Below are 22717 nucleotides of genomic sequence, written 5' to 3'. Positions count from 1 at the left end.
CGCAGTTCGTCAACCAGTGGAACGGCAAGGGCAATGCGCTGATGGTGGCCGGCATGGTCATGGTCGGCGCCATTATCGCCAACAAGGCGGCGAACAACCTTACCGAAGTGACGCCGATCGCCCGCCTCACCGGCGAGTTCGAGGCGCTTGTGGTGCCGGCTGCCTCGCCGTTCAAGACGGCCGCGGACTTTGTCGCTGCTCTCAAGGCTGACCCGACGCAGGTTCCGGTCGCTGGCGGTTCGGCCGGCGGCTCGGACCACATCTTGTTCGGCCTCATCGCCAAGACCGTCGGTGTTCCGGCCACCAATCTCTCCTATGTGCCGTTTGCCGGCGGCGGCGAGGCGCTGTCGGCGCTGCTCGGCAACCAGGTCGCGGCCGGCATCTCCGGCTATGGCGAGTTTGCCGAACAGGTCAAGGCGGGTGCGCTGCGGCTGCTTGCGATCTCCGCCGACAAACGCCAGGAGGGGATTGATGCCCCGACGATGAAGGAAGCCGGCATCGACGTCGAGCTGTTCAACTGGCGCGGCGTCTTCGCACCGCCCGGCGTCTCGGACGACGACAAGGCAGCAATGATCAAGCTGATCGAGACCATGGCCAAGAGCGACGCCTGGGCCACCGAATGCAAGAACCGCAACTGGACGCAGATCCTGCTCACCGGTGACGACTATGCGAAATTCGTCGCCGAAGACACGGCCCGCATCGGGACGATCCTCAAGGACCTCGGCCTGGCGTGATGCTCTCGGCAAGGGGCGGCCTGCCCCGGCCCTGCCGACTTTCGCCAGCCGCATGGACATACGCGGCGCCGGAGGTGAAACTACGCCGAGATCGGCCGAGTGAGACCGGTCCAAGGAGAACCGGCCCCAAGGGACCGACATTGGGAGGACGATCATGAGCACCAGCGACCAGCAGGCGCCGCCGCGCCTTGCAGTGCCCGAACTGCTGATCGGCGTCGGGCTCCTCGCCTGTGCGGGTGCGGTTGCCTGGCAGACGCTGGCAATCCCGGTGTCGCCGCTCTATTCCAAGGTCGGCCCGACCGTCTTTCCCTACATCACCATGGCCGGGATGATGATCCTGTCGCTGCTGCTCATCATTGCCGCCTTGCGGGGCGGATGGCAGCCGGAGGACGAAAAGGAGACGCCGACCGACTGGAAGGCGATGGGCATCGTCGCCCTCGGACTGATCGCCAACCTCGTGCTGATCCAGCCGCTCGGCTTTACCGCCGCATCTGTCATCATGTTCGTTCTCATCTGCCACGGTTTCGGCAGCCGGCGTCCGCTGCGTGACGTGCTGCTCGGTCTGATCCTGGCACTGGCCGCCTATTTCGGCTTTGCCAGGGCACTCGGTGTCAATATCGGCGCCGGCTTCATCGAAAACCAGCTGAACGCGATCGTCGATTCGGTCGTTGCCATGCTGAGGGGCTGACGCCATGGAAACGCTCGGCCATCTCGCGCACGGATTTTCGGTCGCGTTCTCGCCGACCAATCTCATATGGTGCCTGGTCGGCACCACACTGGGGACTGCGATCGGCGTGCTGCCCGGCCTCGGACCGGCACTGACCATCGCGCTGCTGCTGCCGATAACCTATCAGGTGGCGCCGGAGGCGTCGTTCATCCTGTTTGCCGGCATCTATTACGGCGCCATGTATGGCGGCTCGACGACATCGATCCTGCTCAACACGCCTGGCGAAAGCGCCACTATCGTCACCGCGCTGGAAGGCAACCGAATGGCCCGCTCCGGCCGCGGCGGTGCGGCCTTGGCAACCTCGGCGATCGGCTCCTTCGTCGCTGGCACGCTGGGCACTATCGGCGTTGCCTTCCTGGCGCCGATCGTCGTCAAATTCGCGCTGGCTTTCGGTCCGGCCGAATATTTCTCGCTGATGGTGCTGGCCTTCATCACGGTTTCGGCGGTGCTCGGCTCGTCGTCGGTGCGCGGCCTGACCAGCCTGTTCGTCGGCTTCGTCGTCGGCATGATAGGCGTCGATCTGCAGACGGGGCAGCCGCGCTTCACCTTCGGCATGAGCGAATTGTTGGACGGCGTCGACGTCATCGTCGTCGCGGTTGGCCTGTTCGCCGTTGGCGAGACGCTTTACATGGCCTCGCGCCGCTATGCCGGCAAGGACGACATCGTGCCGTTGAAAGGGTCGCTCTATATGACCGCGGCTGAATGGTCGCGCTCGTGGAGGCCATGGCTGCGCGGCTCCCTGATCGGCTTCCCGATCGGCGCCATGCCGGCCGGCGGCGCCGAAATCCCGACCTTCCTCTCCTATGCCATCGAGAAGAAACTCTCCAGACACAAGGAGGAGTTCGGCACGGTCGGCGCCATCGAGGGCGTTGCCGGGCCGGAAGCGGCCAACAATGCATCCGCGGCCGGTGTGCTGGTGCCGATGCTGACGCTCGGCCTGCCGACCTCGGCGACGGCCGCGATCATGCTGTCGGCATTCCAGAGCTACGGCATCAATCCGGGGCCGCTGCTGCTGACGACGCAGGCCGACCTGGTGTGGGGGCTGATCGCCAGCCTGTTCATCGCCAACGTCATCCTCGTCGTCCTCAACCTGCCGCTGATCGGGCTTTGGGTGCGATTGCTGAAGATCCCGGCGCCGCAGCTCTATGCCGGCATCCTGGTGTTCGCCACGGTCGGCACCTACGGCATCTCGCAATCGCCGATCGACCTCGTCATCCTCTATCTGCTCGGTGCCGCCGGCTTCCTGATGCGGCGTTTCGATTTCCCGACCGCGCCGGTCATCATTGGCATGATTCTCGGGCCGCTTGCCGAAACGCAGTTCCGCCGCGCGATGACCATCTCGAACGGCGATTGGACGGTGTTCTACAAGCATCCGCTGTCGCTGACGCTGCTGACGCTGGCCTTCATCGGGCTGGTCGGACCGCATATCTGGGCCTACATCGAGCACAGGCGCATACGCGGACCGGAGCACGTGCCGGGCGATGCCTGAGCTGTTCGTGACGTCATGACAGACCTGCTTTCCGGCATCCGCATCCTTGACCTGACCAATGTGCTGGCCGGCCCCTATTGCGCCTACCAGCTGGCGTTGCTCGGGGCCGACGTCATCAAGGTCGAGACGCCGCAAGGCGGTGATCTGGCGCGCCAGCTCGGCGCCTCTCCGGAGCTCAACCGGGCGGGCATGGGCGCTTCGTTCCTGGCGCAGAATGCCGGCAAACGCTCGGTGGCGCTCGATCTCAAGCGGGAGGCAGACCGCGAACGCTTCCTCGATCTGGTCGCGTCGGCCGACGCGCTGGTCGAGAATTTCCGCCCCGGCGTAATGGACCGGCTGGGGCTTGGCCATGCCAGGCTGAAAGAGGTCCGGCCAAGCCTTGTCTATTGTGCGATATCAGGCTTCGGCCAGACCGGGCCGATGCGCGACAATCCAGCCTACGACCAGATCATCCAGGGTCTTTCCGGCATTATGAGCATCACCGGTACACCGGAAACGGCGCCGCTGCGTGTCGGCTATCCCGTTGCCGATACGCTTGGCGGGCTGGTCGGGGCGTTCGCCATTACCGCCGCATTGGTCAAGCAGAAGACGACAGGCGAGGGCGCGTTCCTCGACGTCTCGATGCTCGAATGCACGCTTTCTGCGCTCGGCTGGCCGGTGTCGAACTATCTGACCGCGGACGTCGAGCCGCAGCCGATGGGCAATGAAAACATGACGGCCGCGCCGTCTGGTGCGTTTCGCACCGGCGACGGCTTGCTCAACATCGCCGCCAACAAGCAAGAGCAGTTCGTCACACTGTGCCGGTTGATCGGTCGGCCGGAGCTGGCGTCGGATGTCCGCTTTGCCGAGCGAGAAACGCGCAAGCAGAACCGCATTGCATTGAAAGCGCTGATCGAGGATGCCTTGGCGAGCGGCTCGGCCGCCGCCTGGGAGGAGACGTTCAATCGCGCCGGCGTGCCGGCAGGCCGGGTACTGACAATCCCGCAGGTACTGCAGGAGCGACAGGTGATCGAGCGCGGCATGACGGCGCGCTTCCCGGCTGTGTCCGGGATGGACAAGCCGCTGACCGTGGTGCGCGGCGGCTTCATGGTTGATGGCGAGGCACCTTTGCCGAGCAGGCCGCCGCCGGGGCTGGGCGAGCATATGGACGAGGTTTTTGCCGGCCTGCCGCCACGCGCCAAGAAAAGAGCAAAGGCATGAGCGGCACGGAAAAGAAGGCATGAGCGACACGGAAAACAAGACTGGCCGCGCGCGCGGCGAGGAATGGTGGCAGACCGGCATCATCGAGATGCGGCCCGGCGTCATCCGGCTGCGTGGCTATGAAATCCAGAATCTGATCGGCCGCGTCAGCTTTCCGGCAATGATCTGGCTGATGCTGCGCGGCGGACTGCCAAGCGAGGAGCAGGCGGCGCTGCTTGGCATCGCGCTGGGTGCCGCCGTCGACCACGGGCCGCAGGCGCCGTCGATCGCCATCGCCCGCATGGCGATCACGTGCGGTGTCGGCATCAACAGCGCCATGGCGTCGGCCGTCAACGTGCTTGGCGACGTGCATGGCGGCGCCGGCGAACAGGCGCTTTCCGTCTACGGAGACATCGCCGCCGAACTGGACGCCGGCGTGCCGCTCGCGGACGCGGTGTCGGCGCGGGTTGATCGTGTCCTTGCTGGGGAAGACGGCTATGTGCCGGGGCTAGGCCACCGCTTCCACCCGGTCGACCCGCGGGCGCCGCGCCTCATCGAACTGACCCGTGACTTTGCCGCGCGCGGCGTCGTCAGCGGGCGCTTCGCCGACATCGCCGAGATGGTCGAGGCCGAGGTTGCGCGGCGCAAGGGCAAAAAAATCCCGCTCAATATCGACGGCGCTACAGCCGTCATCTACGGCGAGCTCGGCTTCCCGCCGCCGCTGACGCGCGGCCTTTTCGTGCTGTCGCGCTCGGTCGGCATCCTGGCCCATGCATGGGAACAGTCGCAGGAAAGCGACCGCAACAAAGGGCCACTGCCGCGCGAATGGCTGTGGGCCTATACCGGCACACCGGTGCGGCCTCTGCCCGAGGATGACGATGGCAGTCAGTGAGGCATCGGTTCAAGAGACGGCGGCGGGCGCTGGGACCAATTCCATCCCAACACAGCCGGGGTAGGCCGCCATCTTTTATTGAGCGTGATCTTTTCCGAACGCCGGATTCTGCTTTTTAGCATTGTGCTCCAGCTCGGGAATCCTGATGTTCCTCACCAGCGTCGAAAGATCCGGCTCGTCGATCAGCAATGCCGCGTCGGTCGGCGCCAGCCATGCCCGCTGCCGTCTCTCGGCTTCCTGCCAATTGGCAAGTTCCTCGGTTACTTCCAGCAAATAGACGACGACATCGACGCGAACGAAGCGGTTCGCCAGCCGCTTCCAGTAGTGATAGGTACCGGCCGGCTGTTTCAGTGTCTTGCCGAGAACACCGGCTTCTTCCTGTGCTTCGATGGTGGCTGCCTTGCGGCCGCTCTTGCCCTTCATCGGCCAGCCCTTCGGCACGATGAAGCGCCTCGTCGTTCGCGATGTGACCAGCATCACCTCGACATCGCCATGCCCGTTCAGCCGAAAGGGAATCGCCGCGACCTGGCGAATCCGGTCGCCCTTCCTTGCCTTGCGTACGACCTTCTTTCTGCTGGCTGCCATTCAAAAATCCAGTCGAAGCGGCCCGAAGCAAGAAGGGCAGCAATTGCTAAGTCCAAACCACCCTCAATGTCCTCTTAGGTGCGGCGGCATCCAAGCATAATAAGTCGGCTAAATAACTGAAACGTTAGCGGCAGGTGCTGACAAAGCCTCCGCTCCCCGACGGCAGCAACTGGCAAGTTGGCCTCATCTGCGGCACCTCCTGCCGTTGCGGTATTGGGATTTGGCGATCCTGGGCACGGTACTGCTGTTGTTCCTGCTGATATTGCTGCCGCCGCAGCCTGTTCTCCAACATCTGCAACTGGTTTTGCTGAATTAACACGTTGCGGTCGGCGGGGCTGACGACCTGTGCCGATGAAGCAGGATTTACGCCCCACAGCATCGCTGCGGTCAGCATTGCCGACCCAAAAAACTGCAATAGGAGAAGCCGTGGCATCCGTTCATTCCCGCACAAAACCGCTTTCCTTAATATAGGGCTTTTGTCGGACGACGCCATGGCCGCCGCTGATTTGAAGCGGATTGGAAGAGGCCATTTCGGCTTCGGACGCTCGTCGCGTCAATCGACTTCGCGCAGCCGGTATCCGACGCCGGTCTCGGTGGTGATATAGCGGGGCTGGTCGGGCGTTTTTTCGATCTTTTGCCTGATCTGCCGGACGTAGACTCTGAGATATTGAACGTCGGTGGAATCGCCCCAGACCTGCTTCAGCAGGAACTGGTGGGTGAGAACCTTGCCGGCGTGCTGCACCAAGGTGCGAAGAATGTCGTATTCCTTCGGCGAGAGCTTTATCTCCCTCTCCTCGACCTTGACGATGCGCTTCACCAGATCGACGGAGAGGTCGCCGGTTTGGAACACCGGTCTCTCACCCTGCTTCTGGAACTTGTGGCGAAGCGCTACGCGGATGCGTGCGACAAGCTCGTTCATACCGAACGGCTTGGTGACATAATCGTCGGCGCCGAGTTCGAGGGCCGAGACGATGCCGGCCTCGTCGGTGCGGCTGGAGAGGATGACCACGGGAATATCGAGGCCGTCGTCGCGCCATGTGCGCAGCAAATCATGACCGCTCATGCCGGGCAGGCCGAGATCGAGCAGGATCAGGTCCGGTTTTTCCGCCTCCATGAGTTCGATCGCCACGTTGGCGTTCGGCGCCTCGCTGATGGCATAGCCCTGGCTGCCGAGCCCGACGCGAAGCAGTTTTCGGATCGGCGGTTCGTCGTCGACCACCAATATCCTGACGTCCAGGCTCGTCATGCCAAATCGTCCATATTCTGATGGCCTGCATCGGGTTCGCCGAGGTTGGGCAGCTCTGCCGGCACCACCGGGATTCTTATGGTGAAAACCGCGCCCGAGCGGTCGGTCCTGTTCGCCGCCAAGAGCGTCCCGCCCATCGCTTCGATGAAGCCGCGGCAAATCGACAATCCGAGCCCGGTGCCGGCACGCACCTGGTCGCCCTTGCGCACACGGTAGAATGTATCGAAAACGCGCTCTAGATCCGCCGGCGGAATGCCTGGTCCCTCATCCATGATCTGCAGGATGACGAAGCCGTTGTCCGTCCAGGCCTGCAGGCGGATCGTCGAACCTGGCGGCGCGTATTTTGCAGCATTGTCGAGGAGATTGAACAGCACCTGTTCAAACAGAACGGGGTCGAGCCGCAACATCGGCAGATCCGATGGGATATCGATCTCGGTCTTGTGCTCGCCGACGATTTTGCGGGCCCGATGCAGGGCTGAGCCGACAATGTCGCCGACATAGTGGAACGCATAATTCGGCTGCATCGTGCCGGATTCTATCTTGGTCATGTCGAGCAGATTGGCGATGAAGCGGTTCAGCCTTTCCGATTCATCAAGCACGGTGGACAGCAGTTCCGCCCGGTCCTGCTCGGGAAGTGCGGCCTCGAATTCCCTGAGTGTTCCGGCCGCGCCCATGATGGCGGCAAGCGGCGTCTTCAAATCATGGGAAATGGAGGTGAGCAAGGCCGAGCGCAGACGGTCTGCCTCGGCCGCAAGCTTGGCCCGGTCAACATCGGCGACGAGCTGGATACGCTCGATGGCGACCGCCGCCTGGTCGGCGAGCGCATCGAGCAGACGCTGTTGCTCGGGTGTTAGCAGCGGACCTTGCTTGTCGTTGTCGAGGCCGACAACGCCCACCGCCGTGCGTCCGGTCCGCAGGGGCAGATAGAGGCGTTTTGCTCCGGGCAGGGTGTCGGCGCCGCGCCCGGCGGCGCGGTTATGCTCCCACGCCCAGCGGGCTGCTGCGATGTCGGCCTCGGCCAGCGTGTCGTCGGGTGGGTAGCCGGCTTTGACCGCAATTGTGCCGTCCTCGGGCAAAAGCAGCACCACGCGCAGCTTCAGCATCAAGGCGATCTGGAAGGCAGTGGCCCATAGCACGTCGTCCAGGGTACCGGCGCCGGCGAGCTTCTTTGAAAACTGATAGATGTCTTCCGTGGCGCGCGCCCGTGAGCTGGCAGCGATCGCCTGACGCTGCACCCGCGCCGTCAGATTGCTGGCGATAACGGCGACAACAAGGAAGACGGCAAGCGCAACGATGCTCTCCGGATCCCTGATCGTCAGTGTGTAGCGCGGCTCTAGGAAAAAGTAGTTGAATGCAAGGGCGCTGACGACACAGGCGTACAACGCTGGCCAAAGCCCGCCCGTTACAGCCGATGTGAGCACCGCCAGCAGAAAGACAATGGCCAGATTGCGAACGTCGAGAAACTGGTCGAGAACAGTGCTAAAGGCGAGGGAGCCCATGACATAGGCTGTGGCTAGCAGGTAGGGCCTAACCTGAAACTGCTTCTGCTCGGTTGCCGCGCTGACATTTTTCGAGGGTGCGTCGGTGCCCTGGTCGGTTCCCGAAATTACATGGACGCTGATGTTGCCGGCGTCGCGGATGAGCTCATAGGTGAGCGAGCCTTCGATCAATTCGCGCCAGCGCGATCGGGTCGGCCTGCCGATCACGATATGGGTGAAGTTGTTCGCCGTCGCATGGCGAACGATGTCTTGCGCGACATTCTGACCCGGAATGGTCGTCACCTCGGCACCGAGCTGCTCGGCAAGGCGCAGCTGCGTCGCCAGCCGATCCTTGTCCTCCTCGGACATGGCGGCTGAGCGAGGGGTGTCCACATGAAGCGCCGTCCAGGGGGCGCGAAGCCGGTCGGCCAGCCTGCGTGCATAGCGGATGCGAGCCGCTCCGCCCGGACGTGCGTCGACGCAGACCAGAACCCTTTCTCCGGCCGCCCACGGTCCCGGGATCGCGTGGGCCTGCATATGGTTGAGCAACTGCTCGTCGACACGCTGGGCGGTGCGGCGGAGCGCCAACTCCCTGAGGGCCGTCAGATTGCCCGGCGAGAAGTAGTTCTCGATGGCGCGCTGGGCGGTGTTGGGGAAGTAGACCTTGCCTTCCTCCAGCCGCTTGATCAGGTCGTCGGGGGTGAGGTCGATGATCTCGATGTCGTCGGCCTGGTCGATGATCGAGTCTGGAACCGTCTCGCGCACCCTGACGCGCGTGATCTGCGCCACGACGTCGTTCAGGCTTTCGACGTGCTGGATGTTCAGTGTCGTGTAGACATCGATGCCGTGCGTCAGGATTTCCTGGACGTCGAGATAGCGCTTGGGGTGACGGCTGCCGGCGACGTTGGTGTGGGCGAGTTCGTCGACCAGAACCAGCGCCGGGTGCCGGGCGAGGATGGCGTCGAGATCCATCTCCTCGAGGATCCGCCCCTTATAATCGATCTCAAGGCGAGGAATGACCTCGTAGCCTTCGACCAGCGTCTGGGTTTCCTTGCGGCCGTGCGTCTCGACGATGCCGATCACCACGTCGACCCCGTCGGCCAGCCTGGCGCGGCCCGACATCAGCATCTCGTAGGTCTTGCCGACACCGGGGGCGGCGCCGAGAAATATCCTCAGGCGACCGCGCTCCTCCCGCTCGGCATGCGCGAGCAGCGCGTCGGGAGACGGCCTGGTTTCGGCGGTGCGGCTGTCGTCTGGCATAAGGGTCAATCATGAACGGCGCCGGCTCCGGTGTCGATCCCGGCGCCGCCTTTCATTGTTTCATAGCATCGTCCAGCGCAAGGTTGAGGGCCAGCACATTGACCACCGGCTCGCCGATGAAACCCAACTCGCGATTCTCGACTTGGCTGTCGACAACCGATTTGATCCTGGATTCATCGACGCCCCTGGCCTTGGCCACCCTGGCAACCTGAAAATAGGCCGCATCGGGGCTGATATGCGGATCAAGCCCGCTGCCGGACGTGGTGACCAGATCCATCGGCACCGGCTGGTTCGGGTTTTCTGCTCTCAACTTTTCGGCGTCGCTCTTGATACGGTCGATGAGCTTCGGGTTGGTTGGGCCGAGATTCGAGCCGCCCGAGGCGGCGGCATTGTAGCCGTCGCCGGCAGCCGACGGGCGGCCATGGAAATAGCGGTCGCTGGCGAAAGCCTGGCCGATCAGCTCGGAACCGACGAGCTTGCCGTCCTTCTCGATCAGGCTGCCATTGGCCTGGCGCGAAAACAGCGCCTGGGCAATGCCGGTCATGCCGATCGGATAGACCAAACCCGTCAGAACGGTGAAGATGACGATCATGACGATCGCGGGCCTGATTTGATTGAGCATTGCCGTGGTTCCTTATGCGAGACCGAGAGCAGTGATGGCCATGTCGATCACCTTGATGCCGACGAAGGGGACAACGACGCCGCCGAGGCCATAGACAATGAGATTGCGGCTGAGCAGCGCACCGGCGCCGACCGCGCGGTATTTGACGCCCCTCAGCGACAGCGGGATCAGCGCGATGATGATCAGCGCGTTGAAGATGATGGCCGAGAGAATGGCGCTCTGCGGCGTCGCCAGATGCATGACGTTGAGCGCTTGCAGCGGCCCGGCAGTCTGGCCCGGGGCGATGTAGAAGACGGCGAATATTGCCGGGATGATGGCAAAATACTTGGCCACGTCGTTGGCGATGGAGAAGGTGGTCAGCGAACCACGCGTCATCAGCAGCGCCTTGCCGATTTCGACGATCTCGATCAGCTTGGTCGGATCGCTGTCAAGATCGACCATGTTGCCGGCCTCGCGCGCCGCGACCGTGCCGGTGTTCATGGCAACGCCGACATCGGCCTGCGCAAGGGCCGGCGCATCGTTGGTGCCATCGCCGCACATCGCGACCAGCTTGCCTTTGACCTGCTCGTCGCGGATCAGCTTCAACTTGTCCTCGGGCGTCGCCTGGGCAAGGAAGTCGTCGACGCCGGCTTCCGCCGCGATCGCCGCCGCGGTCATCGGATTATCGCCGGTGATCATCACCGTGCGGATGCCCATGCGGCGCAATTCGGCAAAGCGCTCTGCGATGCCGCCCTTGACGATGTCCTTCAGATGGACGACGCCGAGCAGGCGCCCGTCGCGCTCGACCGCCAGTGGGGTGCCACCCGATTTGGCAATCTCGTCGGCGATCCCCTGGAGGTCGCGGACGGTGTCGCTGCCGGGGCGCGTACTGCCTGTGGCAACGGTCGAGAGGTTGACGTGGGCAAGCACCGCATCGACTGCGCCCTTGCGGACCGAGGAGCCTTCCAGATCGACGCCGCTCATGCGGGTTTGCGCGGTGAAGGGCACGAAAGTCGCGTGCAGGCTTGCCATGTCGCGGGCGCGGATGGCGTATTTTTCCTTCGCCAGGACGACGATCGAGCGGCCCTCCGGCGTTTCGTCGGCAAGCGAGGCAAGCTGGGCCGCGTCGGCCAGTTCCTGTTCGGTGACGCCCTTGACCGGACGAAATGCCGTCGCCTGACGGTTGCCCAGCGTGATGGTTCCGGTCTTGTCGAGCAGCAGCGTGTCGACATCGCCGGCCGCCTCGACGGCGCGGCCCGACATGGCGAGCACGTTGAAGCGCACCAGGCGGTCCATGCCGGCAATGCCGATGGCCGACAGCAGGGCGCCAATTGTGGTCGGGATCAGGGTAACGAACAGGGCGACCAGCACGGTCACCGAGATATAGCCGCCCGAATACGAGGCGAAGCTCGGGATCGTCGCCGTCGCCAGCACGAAGATCAGCGTCATGCCGACGAGCAGGATGTTGAGCGCGATCTCGTTGGGTGTCTTCTGGCGCTCGGCGCCCTCGACCAGCGAGATCATGCGGTCGAGGAACGTGTGGCCGGCAGCCGCAGTGATGCGCACGCGGATCCAGTCCGACAAGACCTGCGTGCCGCCAGTCACCGCCGAACGATCGCCTCCGGATTCTCGGATGACCGGTGCGGATTCGCCGGTGATGGCCGCCTCGTTGACCGACGCCACGCCTTCGACCACCTCGCCGTCCGAGGGGATGATGTCGCCGGCTTCGACAAGCACGATGTCGCCGACCTTCAGGCTGGTGCCGGGCACCAGTTTGAACTTGCGGCGGTCGCCGCCGTTCAACAGCTTGGCCTGCGTCTCGGTTCGCGCCCGGCGCAGCGAGTCTGCCTGCGCCTTGCCGCGGCCTTCGGCCACCGCTTCGGCGAAATTGGCGAAAAGCACGGTGAACCACAGCCAGATGATGATCTGCAGCGTGAAGCCAAGATCGCCGCCGCCGGTGACGAGGTCCTTGACGAACAGCACGGTGGTGAGCGCCGAGACGACGGCGACGACGAACATCACCGGGTTTCGCATCAAGGTGCGCGGGTTCAGTTTTCTGAAGGAACCGCCGATAGCGGGCCACAGAATGCGGGTATCCATGATGCTCACGGATTTCGACGGGCTCATTTAGTGGCTCCAGTGTCGGTGATGTTGGACGGCGCCGGGTGCTCGCTCTTCGGGAACAGGCGCGGAAGGCCGGAGGCCAGCAGCCACAGCACGAACAGCACGGCTGCCATGCCGAGGAAGGTGGAGAGCGTCGGAAAAGGACGAGGCGTCTCGTCCCTCCCGTCATCCGGCCTTCCGTCATCGGGTTGGTGACGGTCGTGCCGACGTATGAGGTTGAACCAGGGCATGGCCGTTTCAGAATGTCTGACCGTGAATCATCGCCAGGTGCTCGACGATCGGTCCGACCGCCAGGGCCGGGAAGAAGGTCAGGCCACCGACGATCAGGATGACACCGGCCAGCAGCCCGACGAATAGCGGACCGTCGGTCGGGAAGGTGCCGGCGGAGGCAGGGACGGTCTTCTTCGCAACCAGCGAGCCAGCAATCGCCAACGTCGGAATAATGACCAGGAAGCGGCCCATCAGCATGCCGATGCCGAGCGTTATGTTGTACCAGGGCGTGTTGCCGCTGAGGCCGCCAAAGGCCGAGCCATTGTTCGCCGCGGCCGAGGTATAGGCATAGAGAACCTCGGAGAAGCCGTGCGGGCCGGCGTTGGCGATGGAAGCAACGCCGGTCGGCAGCACCACCGCGATAGCGGTGAAGATCAGCATTGCCAGCGGCAGGCAGAGCACGGCCAGCATAGCCATCTTGACCTCCTTGGCCTCGATCTTCTTGCCGAGATATTCGGGCGTGCGCCCGACCATCAGCCCGGCGACGAAAACGGCAATGACGATGAACATCAGGATACCGTAGAAGCCGGCGCCGACGCCGCCGACAATGACCTCGCCGAGCTGCATGTTGATGATGGGGATCATGCCGCCAAATGCGGTGAAGCTGTCATGCATGGCATTGACCGCGCCGCAGGACGCAGCGGTGGTGATGACGGCAAACAGTGCCGACAGGGCGATGCCGAAGCGGCTCTCCTTGCCCTCCATGTTGCCGCCATCGACGCCCAGCGCATGGACGAGCGGATTGCCGGCGGCCTCGGCCCAGTAGCAGACGGCAACGCCGGCGATGAACAGCACGCCCATAGCCGACAGAATTGCCCAGCCCTGGCGCTGGTTGCCGACCATGCGGCCGAAGACATTGGTCAGCGCCGCGCCGAGGGCAAAGATCGTCACCATCTGGATCAGGTTGGAGATCGCGTCGGGATTCTCGAACGGGTGCGCGGCATTGGCGTTGAAGAAACCACCGCCGTTGGTGCCGAGCATCTTGATGGCAACCTGGGAAGCGACCGGCCCGACCGCGATGGTCTGTTGCGCGCCTTCGAGCGTCGTCGCGTTGACGTAGGCAGCGAGCGTCTGCGGCATGCCGAGATAGACATAGACGAGCGTCAGGACGATGCAGAACGGCAAAAGCAAATAGAGCGTGCAGCGGGTCATATCGACCCAGAAATTGCCGATGGATTTGCCTGAGGCCCTGGCAAAGCCGCGGATCAGTGCGACCGCAATGGCGATGCCGGTCGCCGCCGACAGAAAATTCTGCACGGTCAAGCCGGCCATCTGCACCAGATAGGACATCGTGCTTTCGCCGCCGTAGTTCTGCCAGTTGGTGTTGGTCATGAAGCTGGCGGCGGTGTTGAAGGCCAGCCCAGGTTCGACGGCGGTCATGCCGGCCGGATTGTAGGGCAGGCCGCCTTGCAGCCGTTGCAGGAAATAGAGCACCAGGAAGCCGGCCAGGTTAAAGAACAGCAGGGCCGCCGCATAGGAGGTCCAGTGCTGCTCCTCGCGCTCGCTGGTCCCTGATATGCGGTAGAGCCCGCGCTCGAGCGGGGCCAGAATTGACGACAGGAATGTGCGCTCGCCGCTGAAAACGCGATGCATGTAGCCGCCGAGCGGCTTCGCCAGCAAAACGACGATCCCGCAATAGACGAGGATCTGCAGCCATCCGTTGATTGTCATGGGGTTGGCTCCTTGCCAGCGGAGATCAGAAGCGTTCCGGGCGAACCAGGGCGTATGTCAGGTAAGCGAGAAGAAACAAGGTCACGGCGCCGCCGAGGATATAGTCGAAGAGCATGTTACGATCCCCTAAACTTATAGCTTGTCGCAGGCTTTGATGTAGCCGAAGCATAGAGCAAAGAACGCAATTCCAGTCGCGACAACAACTATGTCCACCGTGCATTTCCTTATATTTGTTTGTTCCGTAAACTTGGACAAAACTGTCCAAGCCCGCGCGCCGCATCATATCGGCGGCCGGATACATCACTCCGGCGAATATGGATCAAAGTGCCATAAAGGTTCGAGACGGGACGCCGCGCAAAGAAATTAAAATCCCATAAGGATTTCGCCGCCTCGGCACTGGCCACAGCTTCAGGAGGGAAGTGCGCACCGGCGCGCGAAGCTGCCGGGATCAGTCGCGGCGGGTATAGATCACCGCGTAGTCGTCCGCATAGGCCCGCTTCCAGCCCAGTTCCTCGAAGAACGGAATGCGGCTGTCGTCGGCGGTCAACAATGCCCAGCCTATCGTATATTTCTCGAGTTGGGCTTTCAGGATCGGCTTGCCCCGGCTGTGCCCAGTCTGCTCATCCGTTTCCGTAAAGCCATTCAGGAAGAGCTGATCCGCGCGGCCGTCGATAAACGTCCTGATGCCATGGAAAATCAGCGTGCCGCCGAAATTGTAGGAGTTCAGCAGATTGCCCGACAGATTATGGGTTTGGGCGAAGGCCAGTGCGTCCCTCGCTGAGGTCTTCTGGCTCGGCGCGACCGGATAGGTCGTGAAGGCGGCAGCCGCCAAAACCAGCAAAACGGCAATTCCTGCGCAAATCCTGGAAAATTGCCGTGCGAAAAATTGTTCAAGTCCGTCGCGCTTTTCCGCCGCCCATTTCTCGGCTGAAAGCGCTGGATATTGTTGCGCGACCTCGACGGCAAGGACGACCGGAACAAGAAGAAAGAACAGGTACATGAACCGTATGTGGGTGAGATAGACGTGCAAGGTGAAGACAAGGAACAGCGCCTTGGCCCAGCCAATGCGCAATCTCGACACGAGCAGCCCGAAAAACGCCACCAGCAGGGCCACCTCCTGGAGGGTATGCCGCGAGGCGTCGAACGGCTGCCACTCGGCAATGTAAGGCACCGCCTCATTGCCATAGGCCACGGTGAATGTGGCGAGTATGGCCTTGATGCCATAGGGATTGAGCAGGCTGACCAGCGGGCAAAGCAGCCCGAAAGCGATCCACTTGGCCAGCAGCCGGGGGTTCGACAAGCGCGTGCGCATGACGAGATCGAGGCCGGCGAAGGCGGCGATGACGAAACCGAAGGTGAAGGTGGCGTGGAGATTGGCCCACAGGCAAAGCAGCGCCAGCTGCCACAAAGGCGGCGCTTTCTCGTTGCGTGCGGCTTCGAAAAGACCGGCGGTCCAGACGACGATGATGGGCAAGGTAAAGATGTGCGGCCGGGCGACATAGATCGGCCCGATCAACAGCGCGAGAACCAGCGTCAGTCCTATCGCCAGCGTCGGCTTCAACCACGCGCTGAGATACCACGACGTCAAGAAGGCCGTCAGCGCGATTACTGCAGTCGCCAGCAGCACCACGCCGTTCCAGCCGCCGGCTTCAAAGGCAATTGCAAGGAGAACCTGGCTAAGCCATTCCTTGGCGACCCATGGCTGGCCGGCAAAAGTGTAGGAATAGATGTCGACGGTGGGGAATGTGCGGCTTGCCAGCATATCCATGCCGACCTTGATGTGCCACCAGCTATCGGGATCCTGCAGGAGGGAGGTGGCAAAGGCGAGGAGCGCCGCCGCCATCACGACCGCCGCCAGCAGGCAAAACACCAGCCTCACATGCCGTATGTCGTCTATCGACGGCCTGGCGTCACCAGATATCCCGTGCATATAGCATCCCTGAGCCGCGATAGCGGAAGGGATAGGCCGAATTTGTTAGAAAACCGATAAGCTGCAGGATTGCGGCCACAATCCTGTGCCGCGCGTCCAACCGGCTCGGCGCGTTCAGCCCTCGGCCTTGAAGTTCTTGGCTTCCTTCTCGACCTTCGGGCTGTCCTTGCCGTGCTTGCGCATCAGATCCCTGGCCTGCTTCGGCGAAACGTCGGTGGTTTCGGCCAGACGCAGAGCCTCCTTTTCGTCCGGATCGCGCGTCTTGCGGTCGGCCATTGCGGTTTTCTTGTTAGCCATTACGACGCTCTTATGCTCTCGGCGATTTCGTTCAGCACCTTGCGGTCGGTGCCGTGGCGCTTGATCAGCGTGCGTGCCTGATCCGGAGTAATGCCCGCTTCCTCGGCGAAGTGACGTACCTCGTAGTCTTCGCCGCCCGCCACTCGTGAGCGGTCGCGACTGTCGGTCTTGGTTTTGTCGTCGGCCATGGCAGCTCTCCTCATCTCAACGAGAGCATAACGGGCAAGATTTCAGCGAGTTCCTTCGAGCGTGTCGCCCAATTACCGCCCTCGGGCATGATCCGGCATGAGCAGCGGTTTTGCTCAAAGCAAGGGCTTGGTGCCAGGCCGACCTTCACGCACAAACAGGCTGGCTTCTTTGGCGGCGCTGCCAACCGCCCGCCACTGCTCCTGGGCGCAGCCTGATATTCGTTCCGGATTGCTAATGGGAGCGATGGTCGAACACGACGCCCATGGTCCTACCAACGGCCGTCATGACGATAAGCTCGACCAGATCGTCGTCACTGTTGCCGCAGGCCGGGGCCGTCCTGCGAACGATGTCCAGCATCGCCCTCGTCGATATGGTGTCGCCGGCACCGAACCGTGAAAGCGCAGATGAAACAAGCTCTTGGGCCGTCAAGTCAGCGACAGTCACCCTCTGCACCACGTTCATTGGCTTCCTCCCACCATGAACCCTCTCCCGCGAGAATGATACGCCGAACGTGGGGTTTCGCCAGCGAAATGGTGGTCCTACCAGCGCGTGGTCAGCGACCGAAATCGTCGGTTTTGCGTGAGGCAATCCGGGCGCGAGGCGGCAGCGCTTTTGTGCCATGCGACTTCGCCATAGACCCAATCCCAGCGGCCGGGATCGGTCTCAATTTTATTTACTTGGCAGTCTGATGCTTGGCAGTGTGGTCTGCTCGGTTGCGGCCGAAGCCAGCGCAGCAAGAACCACGGTGCGGGCAGGACCAGGACGGTTCGTCGTTTCACGGAAACGCCGAACCGGTCTGTCTTTTTTGTTTGACGCAATTCCGGACGGAAAACCGTTCACACGTTTTCCTGGAAATTGCTTGTCTTATGACTCTAGGCGGCCAGGTCGCTCGGAAGCTTGCCGCCATTTTCGGCCAGCTTTTTCATCAGTGCATCATGCAGCCACAGATTCATCGTTACGGTGTCGTTCATGTCGCCGGTGTAGTTCAGCTCGTGAGCAAGCTCCTTGCGGGCGCCGAGGCTGCTGTCGATATTCAGAGCCTTCATCAGATCGACAATCGAATTCTTCCAGTTGAGCTTTTGCCCCTTCGCGGCCACCGCCTTGTCGAGAATGGCAGCGATGTCCGGGGCAGAGGACGGCGCGGTTGGCGCGGCCGGAGCCGGGCCGGGTCGGGTAGGCGCCGTCGGCTGGGTGGCCGTGTTCGAAGCAGGCGCGGGAGACGGTTGCGCCGGCGGAGCTTCGGCCGCAACCGCGTTTCCGAAAATCGCACCTTTGATACTGTCGAAAATGCCCATTGCTATCTCCTGTGTGCCTTGACGGTGTGTTGCCTTGACGGTCGGTAAGGCGACCGTTGCCGAATGCCGCATTGAGCGCCCTGGTTGTACCGGACCACGAAGGCAACGCGGCGGCAACTCCAAACTGACTGAAAGGTAAAGGCTTGGTTGCGTTAGAAAATCGACGGAGACGGCGCAGTTCGGGCTAGATACAGCTCGAGAGACCGTCAAGTGCAATGGATGGCGGCCTAATTGAAGGCTCTCAGCATGCATCCAGCTAAATTAGAAGTTGCAAATAAATCTGCGGATGCCGAGCGGTTCCGTACGAGTAAGATCAGTGTCAGTGGCCAATGGAGGCATTGGAGCGGTACCTGGAGGGAGACGCTCTTGATGATGAAAGCAGAAAGATCGTCTAGGTTTCGTATTCGCATCGTTGAGGGGAGCGAACCATGATCCCGGTTGTCGGAGCTGAGATGAGCGCGCGCGCGGCCGGCAAGCGGTTCGGCGTCGTTACGCGCCTGCGTCACCGGCGGACAGTCTGATGGCGCCGGTCAAAGTCGACCCCGCCAAGGTGCGCGAGTTCAGGGATGCCGAAAGCTTCCATGCCTGGCTTGGCGAGCATCACGACAGCGAGGACGAAGTCTGGATCAAGATCCATAAGCTCGATTCGGGACTGCCGTCGATCACGCCGAAGCAAGCCATCGACGTGGCGTTGTGCTGGGGCTGGATCGATGCGGTGCGAAAGGCCCTGGACGGCAAAAGCTACCTGCAGCGCTACACCCCGCGCGGCAAGAAGAGCACCTGGAGCCAGATCAATGTCGACAATGTCGCCCGGCTGATTGAGGAGGGCCGGATGACCGAGCACGGGCTGAAGCAAGTCGAGGCAGCCAAGGCCGATGGCCGCTGGGCGCGCGCTTACAAGAGCGGTAAGGAGATGAAGATCCCCGACGATCTCCAGGCGGCAATAGACGCCGAGCCCAGGGCGAAAGAGATGCTGGCAAAGCTCAGCGGGCAAAACCGCTTCGCGCTCGCCTTCCGCACCCACAACATGAAGACCGAAGCGGGACGCAAGAAGAAGATCGCGGCTTTCGTGGAGATGCTGAAGCGCGGCGAGACCATCTATCCGCAGGGCAGAAAGTGACATCTGACGAGGCGTGCCGGCGCTGCGTCTTGTGCTTGTCCCTGTCGGCGAGCCCCGAATGCGGCCGGATCGCTGCTCAGGCGCACCTTCGATCCTGGCGATGTCGCCGACGACTTGTTTTCGACGAGCGTCGCCTGGCACTTCGACACTAGCTCTCATTCGTTTGGTTGATGCAGGAAAAAAGCCCCGTCCTCACAGTCGGCATAGTATATTAGCAGGCGCTGTTATGAGGTTTTTGCCCGTTCAGGAGCCGACTGGCACGTGGGCCGTGTTTGATGCGACCGTGGACGTGCCTGCGGATTTCGCTGGCAGTTGCCTTATCGGCTTGCCGCGGGAGCGGGCGGAGTGGCTCGCAGCAAGAGCCAATCGAGATGCTGCAAAAGGCACTTCGATTTGCCGGTTGTCAGCTGCCGGACCGGCACAGGCCGCGGTTCTTAGACTTAGACCGTTAGGAGAAATTTCGATGATGCACGAACAGGTAATGGAAGCTGCGTTGGCGGCCAGAAATCAGGAAGTGGATATTTGTGGTGTCTTCGACATCACCAACAAAACCGATGCGCCAATTGGCTCTCGCCGATTGGGCGAGGCTATCCACTTTGTCGCCAATGCACCTATCGTTGGCTATGATGTTCACGCCGCCGTTATCAGATATGGCCCACTCGGAACCCCCAGCCTCAGAGCAACAGATTGCGCACAGCTGTGGGAGAAGTTTGGCGAGGCTTTGCTGCAACACTGACGGGCAGACCTTTGGAGCGTATGGCACCACTATCATGCAGGACACTTCCCTTGTGAGAACGACATGGAAGCCTGGCGGGTGATATTGCAATCAAATTAGCGTGAGCGCATATTTTTTGCCGGCTGGCCTCGCAAACCGGCCAGACCCGGTGGCCGGCCGCCAACGGGCCGTCAGGCTGCCAACAAATGGTTCGGCAGGCCCGACGGTCCCCTTGGCAAGGTCGCCGGAAACAAAGCATGATGCGGCGGCAAAACGGGTTTGGGAGAATGACATGCCTAAGGTTTCGGAACTCTTTTTCAAGACAGCCATCGTCTTTCTAATTCTGGGAATTGCAGTTGGCCTGCAGATGGCAATTTCAGGCGATCACGGCGCGTTTCCGGCTCACGCGCACATCAACCTGCTGGGGTGGGTCACCAGTGCAATATTCGGCGGCTATTATGCGCTGAACCCGGCGAAGGCTGCCCGCAGGAGCGCGATGATCCACTATGGCGTCTACAATCTCGGCCTGGTCGTGATGCTGCCGGCGCTTTACCTGATGCTGCAGGGAAATCCGGCGCTCGAGCCGATCGTCGCCACCGGCTCAATGATTGTCGCTGTCGCCGTGCTTATCTTTGCCTTCGTGGTTTTCTCCAGCGAAACAGAGCGCTCAGTCTCGGGAATACAAGCGGTCCCGCGCTAGACGGGTCGGCGATGGTGCCGAGTAGACCAAAGCCCGTGCTTCTGGTGAAGCGCGGGCCGATTGGTTGTGGGCTGATCTGAGGTAAGGGTGCGGCGAAGATGAAAGCCGCTCAGTAGCCTTCGCGCGCCCCTCTGCCTGCCATGCTTCTTGTCGCGGCCTTCATTCTGGCGTTGTGCCTGCGTCCCTAGGAAGGTGAAAATATCGACACTTCTTGGATCTTCGCCGAAACGACTGCCTTGTGCGTTTGGGGCGCGACGCCCAGCGAGCGCAGGTGCGACGTTGATGCAGCCTTGTTGTTGGCGACGCAGCATGACGGGGTCATCGTCAAACGACGGTAGAGCGCGCGTTACCTACTGTTGCGCGAGCCGGTCCCCGAGCGTGTTTGCTTCGGCCAATCTCGCCAGCGATTGTTCGACTTTCTGCGCCAAGGCGTCTGTGCGCTTGATGTGCCGTATCATTTGCTGCCTCAGCAGCGCGAGCCTTGCGACGCGATATTCGTCGCCGTATCTCGCAGCTTCAAGGTGGAGGGTCGCGAGCATCATGGGTCAATTCTTCCGATCGATCTTCGTCATGCGTTCCCGGGCCTCAATGACGCGTTTTTGCTCAGACCGTATGCGGTCGCACAACGCGAGATTGACGGCGACACAGCCATCGTTCAACAACAGTTCATTCGCACGCTTCAGCGAGCGCTCGGCCCGTTTAACGCGCAGCCTGGCATTGGCCAGTTCGAAGCTAAAAATATCAATCATCATCATACCGCTTCGTTTGCGGTCCCTTCGATTGTTAACCGGCGTCGATCCCATTTGTTCCGACTGCACGCGGCGCAGCGCCAGGAAGGAGCTTGTCTTTCGCCCGTGCTGGGCCGTTCGCGATGGCGGGGCATGCTAGGTGGGCGGACTGGTGCAAGGCGAAGGTGTGAAGGCCTGGCCCGTAATCACGTTCTGTTCACTCTGCCTAATGTAAGCTGGCCGCCTAGAATTCGCCGCGAAGTGTTTGACGCGGAGCTTCACACCAGGCTTGACCCACTGCGCCGCGACCACAGCCATGTGGTCACGGTGGCTCGAGTGTCAGCAGATGTGGTAAGGTTGAGTGTCGGCGAGTAGCAGAGGTCCAGCAACTATGACTTTGAGGCGAACCAGAGCTTACGGCACATCCGGCTTGGTTCTAGCGGTTTGCACTGTGTTTGCTTGGCAGAACGCCGCTGCCGCTCAAAATTGCGACGCAGCCGCGACGCCTGGCGTCAATTGGCACGAGTGTGACAAGAAGCTTCTCATCCTAGAAGGACAGGACCTGAGCGGGGCGAACCTGTTCGGTGTTGATTTCACTTCGACCGACCTCAGGAACAGCAATCTCGTTGCGGCAAATCTTGAGAAGGCAACGCTTGTACGTGCTTCCCTGGCCGACTCGACCGCCAAAGGCGCCCGGTTCGACAGAATCGAGGCCTACAGGACCGACTTCAGCCGTATGGACGCGCAGGGCGCTGTGTTTGCGAGCGCGGAAATGCAGCGCTCGAATTTCCAGGACGCCAATCTGACCAATGTTGACTTCACGAAGGCAGAATTGGGGCGTGCGCAGTTCCATGACGCTGATATCAGCGGCAGCCGCTTCTCCTTTGCCAATCTCGCACGGGCGGACTTCCGAGGAGCGAGGTTCACCGCGCCGATAGACTTTGACCGCGCCTTTTTCTTTCTGACCCGTATCGAGGGCGTCGACCTTTCCAATTCGGCGGGTCTGTCCCAGTGGCAGCTCAACATGGCTTGCGGAGACGCCCGGACCGAGTTGCCTTCTGGCTTGACGAGGCCTGAAGATTGGCCCTGTCAATTCCAGCAGGAATAGTTGTCAAGCGAACTGCGGCAATGCCGCACCCGACAGGATTCGAACCTGTAACTTTGTGCCGCGGGCATGCCCATTAAGATCGAAGCCACCACCCGAGACGGCGAACTCCGGATATCCCTGTCTAATGCCGGAGAGCCCATTCCGCACGAGACAATGCAGGGGATCAGCATTAAGGAATATAATCCTCCCGTTGCGGCGAGCCCCTTCAACGGAGAATCGGCATGACTCGAAAGACCCTCGCCGACACTCTGTCCGCCCGCGAAACCATCTATGTCAATTGTGCGCACCCGATGTGCTGCAAATCGACGAAACTTGACATCCAGGCGCTGATTGACAGGCTCGGCCATGACCACGGCTCGATGCATGACGACTTGGTCGG

The 22717-nt window shown here is 61.9% G+C and carries 25 protein-coding genes; 9 read left to right on the top strand and 16 right to left on the bottom strand.

Features of this window, described 5'->3' with window-relative positions:
• The 5 genes from E5W70_RS10590 to E5W70_RS10570 all read left to right on the top strand — a co-directional run.
• Positions 1-734: tripartite tricarboxylate transporter substrate binding protein (locus E5W70_RS10590; protein WP_292657411.1), on the top strand; the 734-nt coding region annotated here is incomplete at its 5' end.
• Between the two features lie 154 nt (positions 735-888).
• On the top strand, positions 889-1422 hold the full coding sequence (locus E5W70_RS10585; protein ID WP_292657409.1) for a tripartite tricarboxylate transporter TctB family protein: 534 nt from the start codon (positions 889-891) through the stop codon (positions 1420-1422).
• Between the two features lie 4 nt (positions 1423-1426).
• Entirely contained in the window at positions 1427-2950 is a 1524-nt protein-coding gene (locus E5W70_RS10580) for a tripartite tricarboxylate transporter permease (RefSeq protein WP_292657406.1), read from the top strand.
• A gap of 15 nt (positions 2951-2965) precedes the next feature.
• Entirely contained in the window at positions 2966-4150 is a 1185-nt protein-coding gene (locus E5W70_RS10575) for a CoA transferase (RefSeq protein ID WP_292657403.1), read from the top strand.
• Between the two features lie 19 nt (positions 4151-4169).
• Entirely contained in the window at positions 4170-5021 is an 852-nt protein-coding gene (locus E5W70_RS10570; protein WP_292657401.1) for a citryl-CoA lyase, read from the top strand.
• Between the two features lie 75 nt (positions 5022-5096).
• On the opposite strand, the gene E5W70_RS10565 is transcribed toward E5W70_RS10570, so the two are convergent.
• The 14 genes from E5W70_RS10565 to E5W70_RS10500 all read right to left on the bottom strand — a co-directional run bounded on the left by E5W70_RS10565 (position 5097) and on the right by E5W70_RS10500 (position 17967).
• A complete protein-coding gene (locus E5W70_RS10565) occupies positions 5097-5606 on the bottom strand; it encodes an NUDIX hydrolase (protein WP_292657398.1) in 510 nt (169 codons plus the stop codon).
• 124 nt (positions 5607-5730) lie between these two features.
• Complete coding sequence (locus tag E5W70_RS10560; protein ID WP_292657396.1) at positions 5731-6039, bottom strand: hypothetical protein; 309 nt, start codon at positions 6037-6039, stop codon at positions 5731-5733.
• 120 nt (positions 6040-6159) lie between these two features.
• Positions 6160-6852: a response regulator transcription factor gene (locus E5W70_RS10555; RefSeq protein ID WP_292657394.1), complete on the bottom strand. Its 693-nt coding sequence runs from the start codon at positions 6850-6852 to the stop codon at positions 6160-6162.
• Entirely contained in the window at positions 6849-9590 is a 2742-nt protein-coding gene (locus tag E5W70_RS10550; RefSeq protein WP_292657391.1) for a sensor histidine kinase KdpD, read from the bottom strand. Before E5W70_RS10550 ends, E5W70_RS10555 begins: the two co-directional genes overlap by 4 nt.
• 52 nt (positions 9591-9642) lie before the next feature.
• Entirely contained in the window at positions 9643-10212 is a 570-nt protein-coding gene (gene kdpC, locus E5W70_RS10545; protein ID WP_292657389.1) for a potassium-transporting ATPase subunit KdpC, read from the bottom strand.
• Positions 10213-10224: 12 nt separating this feature from the next.
• Complete coding sequence (kdpB, locus tag E5W70_RS10540) at positions 10225-12318, bottom strand: potassium-transporting ATPase subunit KdpB (protein WP_292657387.1); 2094 nt, start codon at positions 12316-12318, stop codon at positions 10225-10227.
• Positions 12315-12545: a hypothetical protein gene (locus E5W70_RS10535; protein ID WP_292657384.1), complete on the bottom strand. Its 231-nt coding sequence runs from the start codon at positions 12543-12545 to the stop codon at positions 12315-12317. Before E5W70_RS10535 ends, kdpB begins: the two co-directional genes overlap by 4 nt.
• Positions 12546-12552: 7 nt before the next feature.
• Positions 12553-14256: a potassium-transporting ATPase subunit KdpA gene (gene kdpA / locus E5W70_RS10530; RefSeq protein WP_292657381.1), complete on the bottom strand. Its 1704-nt coding sequence runs from the start codon at positions 14254-14256 to the stop codon at positions 12553-12555.
• 25 nt (positions 14257-14281) lie between these two features.
• A complete protein-coding gene (locus E5W70_RS10525; protein ID WP_023675300.1) occupies positions 14282-14371 on the bottom strand; it encodes a K(+)-transporting ATPase subunit F in 90 nt (29 codons plus the stop codon).
• A gap of 333 nt (positions 14372-14704) precedes the next feature.
• A complete protein-coding gene (locus E5W70_RS10520) occupies positions 14705-16186 on the bottom strand; it encodes a hypothetical protein (RefSeq protein ID WP_292657377.1) in 1482 nt (493 codons plus the stop codon).
• 114 nt (positions 16187-16300) lie between these two features.
• Entirely contained in the window at positions 16301-16483 is a 183-nt protein-coding gene (locus E5W70_RS10515; protein WP_292657375.1) for a hypothetical protein, read from the bottom strand.
• Positions 16483-16671: a DUF3606 domain-containing protein gene (locus E5W70_RS10510; RefSeq protein WP_292657372.1), complete on the bottom strand. Its 189-nt coding sequence runs from the start codon at positions 16669-16671 to the stop codon at positions 16483-16485. The genes E5W70_RS10515 and E5W70_RS10510 overlap by 1 nt, the downstream gene beginning before the upstream one ends.
• Before the next feature lie 232 nt (positions 16672-16903).
• Entirely contained in the window at positions 16904-17134 is a 231-nt protein-coding gene (locus E5W70_RS10505) for a hypothetical protein (RefSeq protein WP_023675303.1), read from the bottom strand.
• Positions 17135-17544: 410 nt separating this feature from the next.
• Positions 17545-17967: a DUF3597 domain-containing protein gene (locus E5W70_RS10500; protein WP_292657369.1), complete on the bottom strand. Its 423-nt coding sequence runs from the start codon at positions 17965-17967 to the stop codon at positions 17545-17547.
• Between the two features lie 520 nt (positions 17968-18487).
• Between E5W70_RS10500 and E5W70_RS10495 the strand changes: the two genes are divergently transcribed.
• From E5W70_RS10495 to E5W70_RS10485, 3 genes are all read left to right on the top strand, one after another.
• The gene (locus E5W70_RS10495) at positions 18488-19087 is read left to right on the top strand and encodes a YdeI/OmpD-associated family protein (protein ID WP_292657367.1); all 600 of its coding nucleotides are present in this window, start codon (positions 18488-18490) and stop codon (positions 19085-19087) included.
• A gap of 463 nt (positions 19088-19550) precedes the next feature.
• Positions 19551-19823, top strand: coding sequence for a hypothetical protein (locus E5W70_RS10490; protein WP_292657364.1), 273 nt, complete (start codon positions 19551-19553; stop codon positions 19821-19823).
• Positions 19824-20094: 271 nt separating this feature from the next.
• Positions 20095-20502: a hypothetical protein gene (locus tag E5W70_RS10485; protein ID WP_292657361.1), complete on the top strand. Its 408-nt coding sequence runs from the start codon at positions 20095-20097 to the stop codon at positions 20500-20502.
• A 350-nt stretch (positions 20503-20852) separates the two neighbouring features.
• Here E5W70_RS10485 and E5W70_RS10480 read toward each other — a convergent pair whose 3' ends face one another.
• Together E5W70_RS10480 and E5W70_RS10475 are read right to left on the bottom strand one after the other, a co-directional pair.
• Positions 20853-21044, bottom strand: a complete 192-nt coding sequence (locus E5W70_RS10480) for a hypothetical protein (protein WP_292657357.1) — start codon at positions 21042-21044, stop codon at positions 20853-20855.
• A 3-nt stretch (positions 21045-21047) separates the two neighbouring features.
• Positions 21048-21257, bottom strand: coding sequence for a hypothetical protein (locus E5W70_RS10475; RefSeq protein WP_254816855.1), 210 nt, complete (start codon positions 21255-21257; stop codon positions 21048-21050).
• Positions 21258-21621: 364 nt separating this feature from the next.
• Here E5W70_RS10475 and E5W70_RS10470 point away from each other — a divergent pair, with 364 nt between their 5' ends.
• Positions 21622-22338 (top strand): pentapeptide repeat-containing protein, encoded by a 717-nt coding sequence (locus tag E5W70_RS10470; RefSeq protein WP_292657353.1) that lies wholly within the window; start codon positions 21622-21624, stop codon positions 22336-22338.
• The last annotated feature ends 379 nt before the right edge of the window (positions 22339-22717 follow it).

Origin of the sequence: Mesorhizobium sp., from assembly GCF_005063415.1 — a bacterium.
GTDB lineage: Bacteria > Pseudomonadota > Alphaproteobacteria > Rhizobiales > Rhizobiaceae > Mesorhizobium.
The sequence above is the reverse complement of the archived record's forward strand: the minus strand, read 5'-3'. Positions and strand labels throughout refer to the sequence as shown.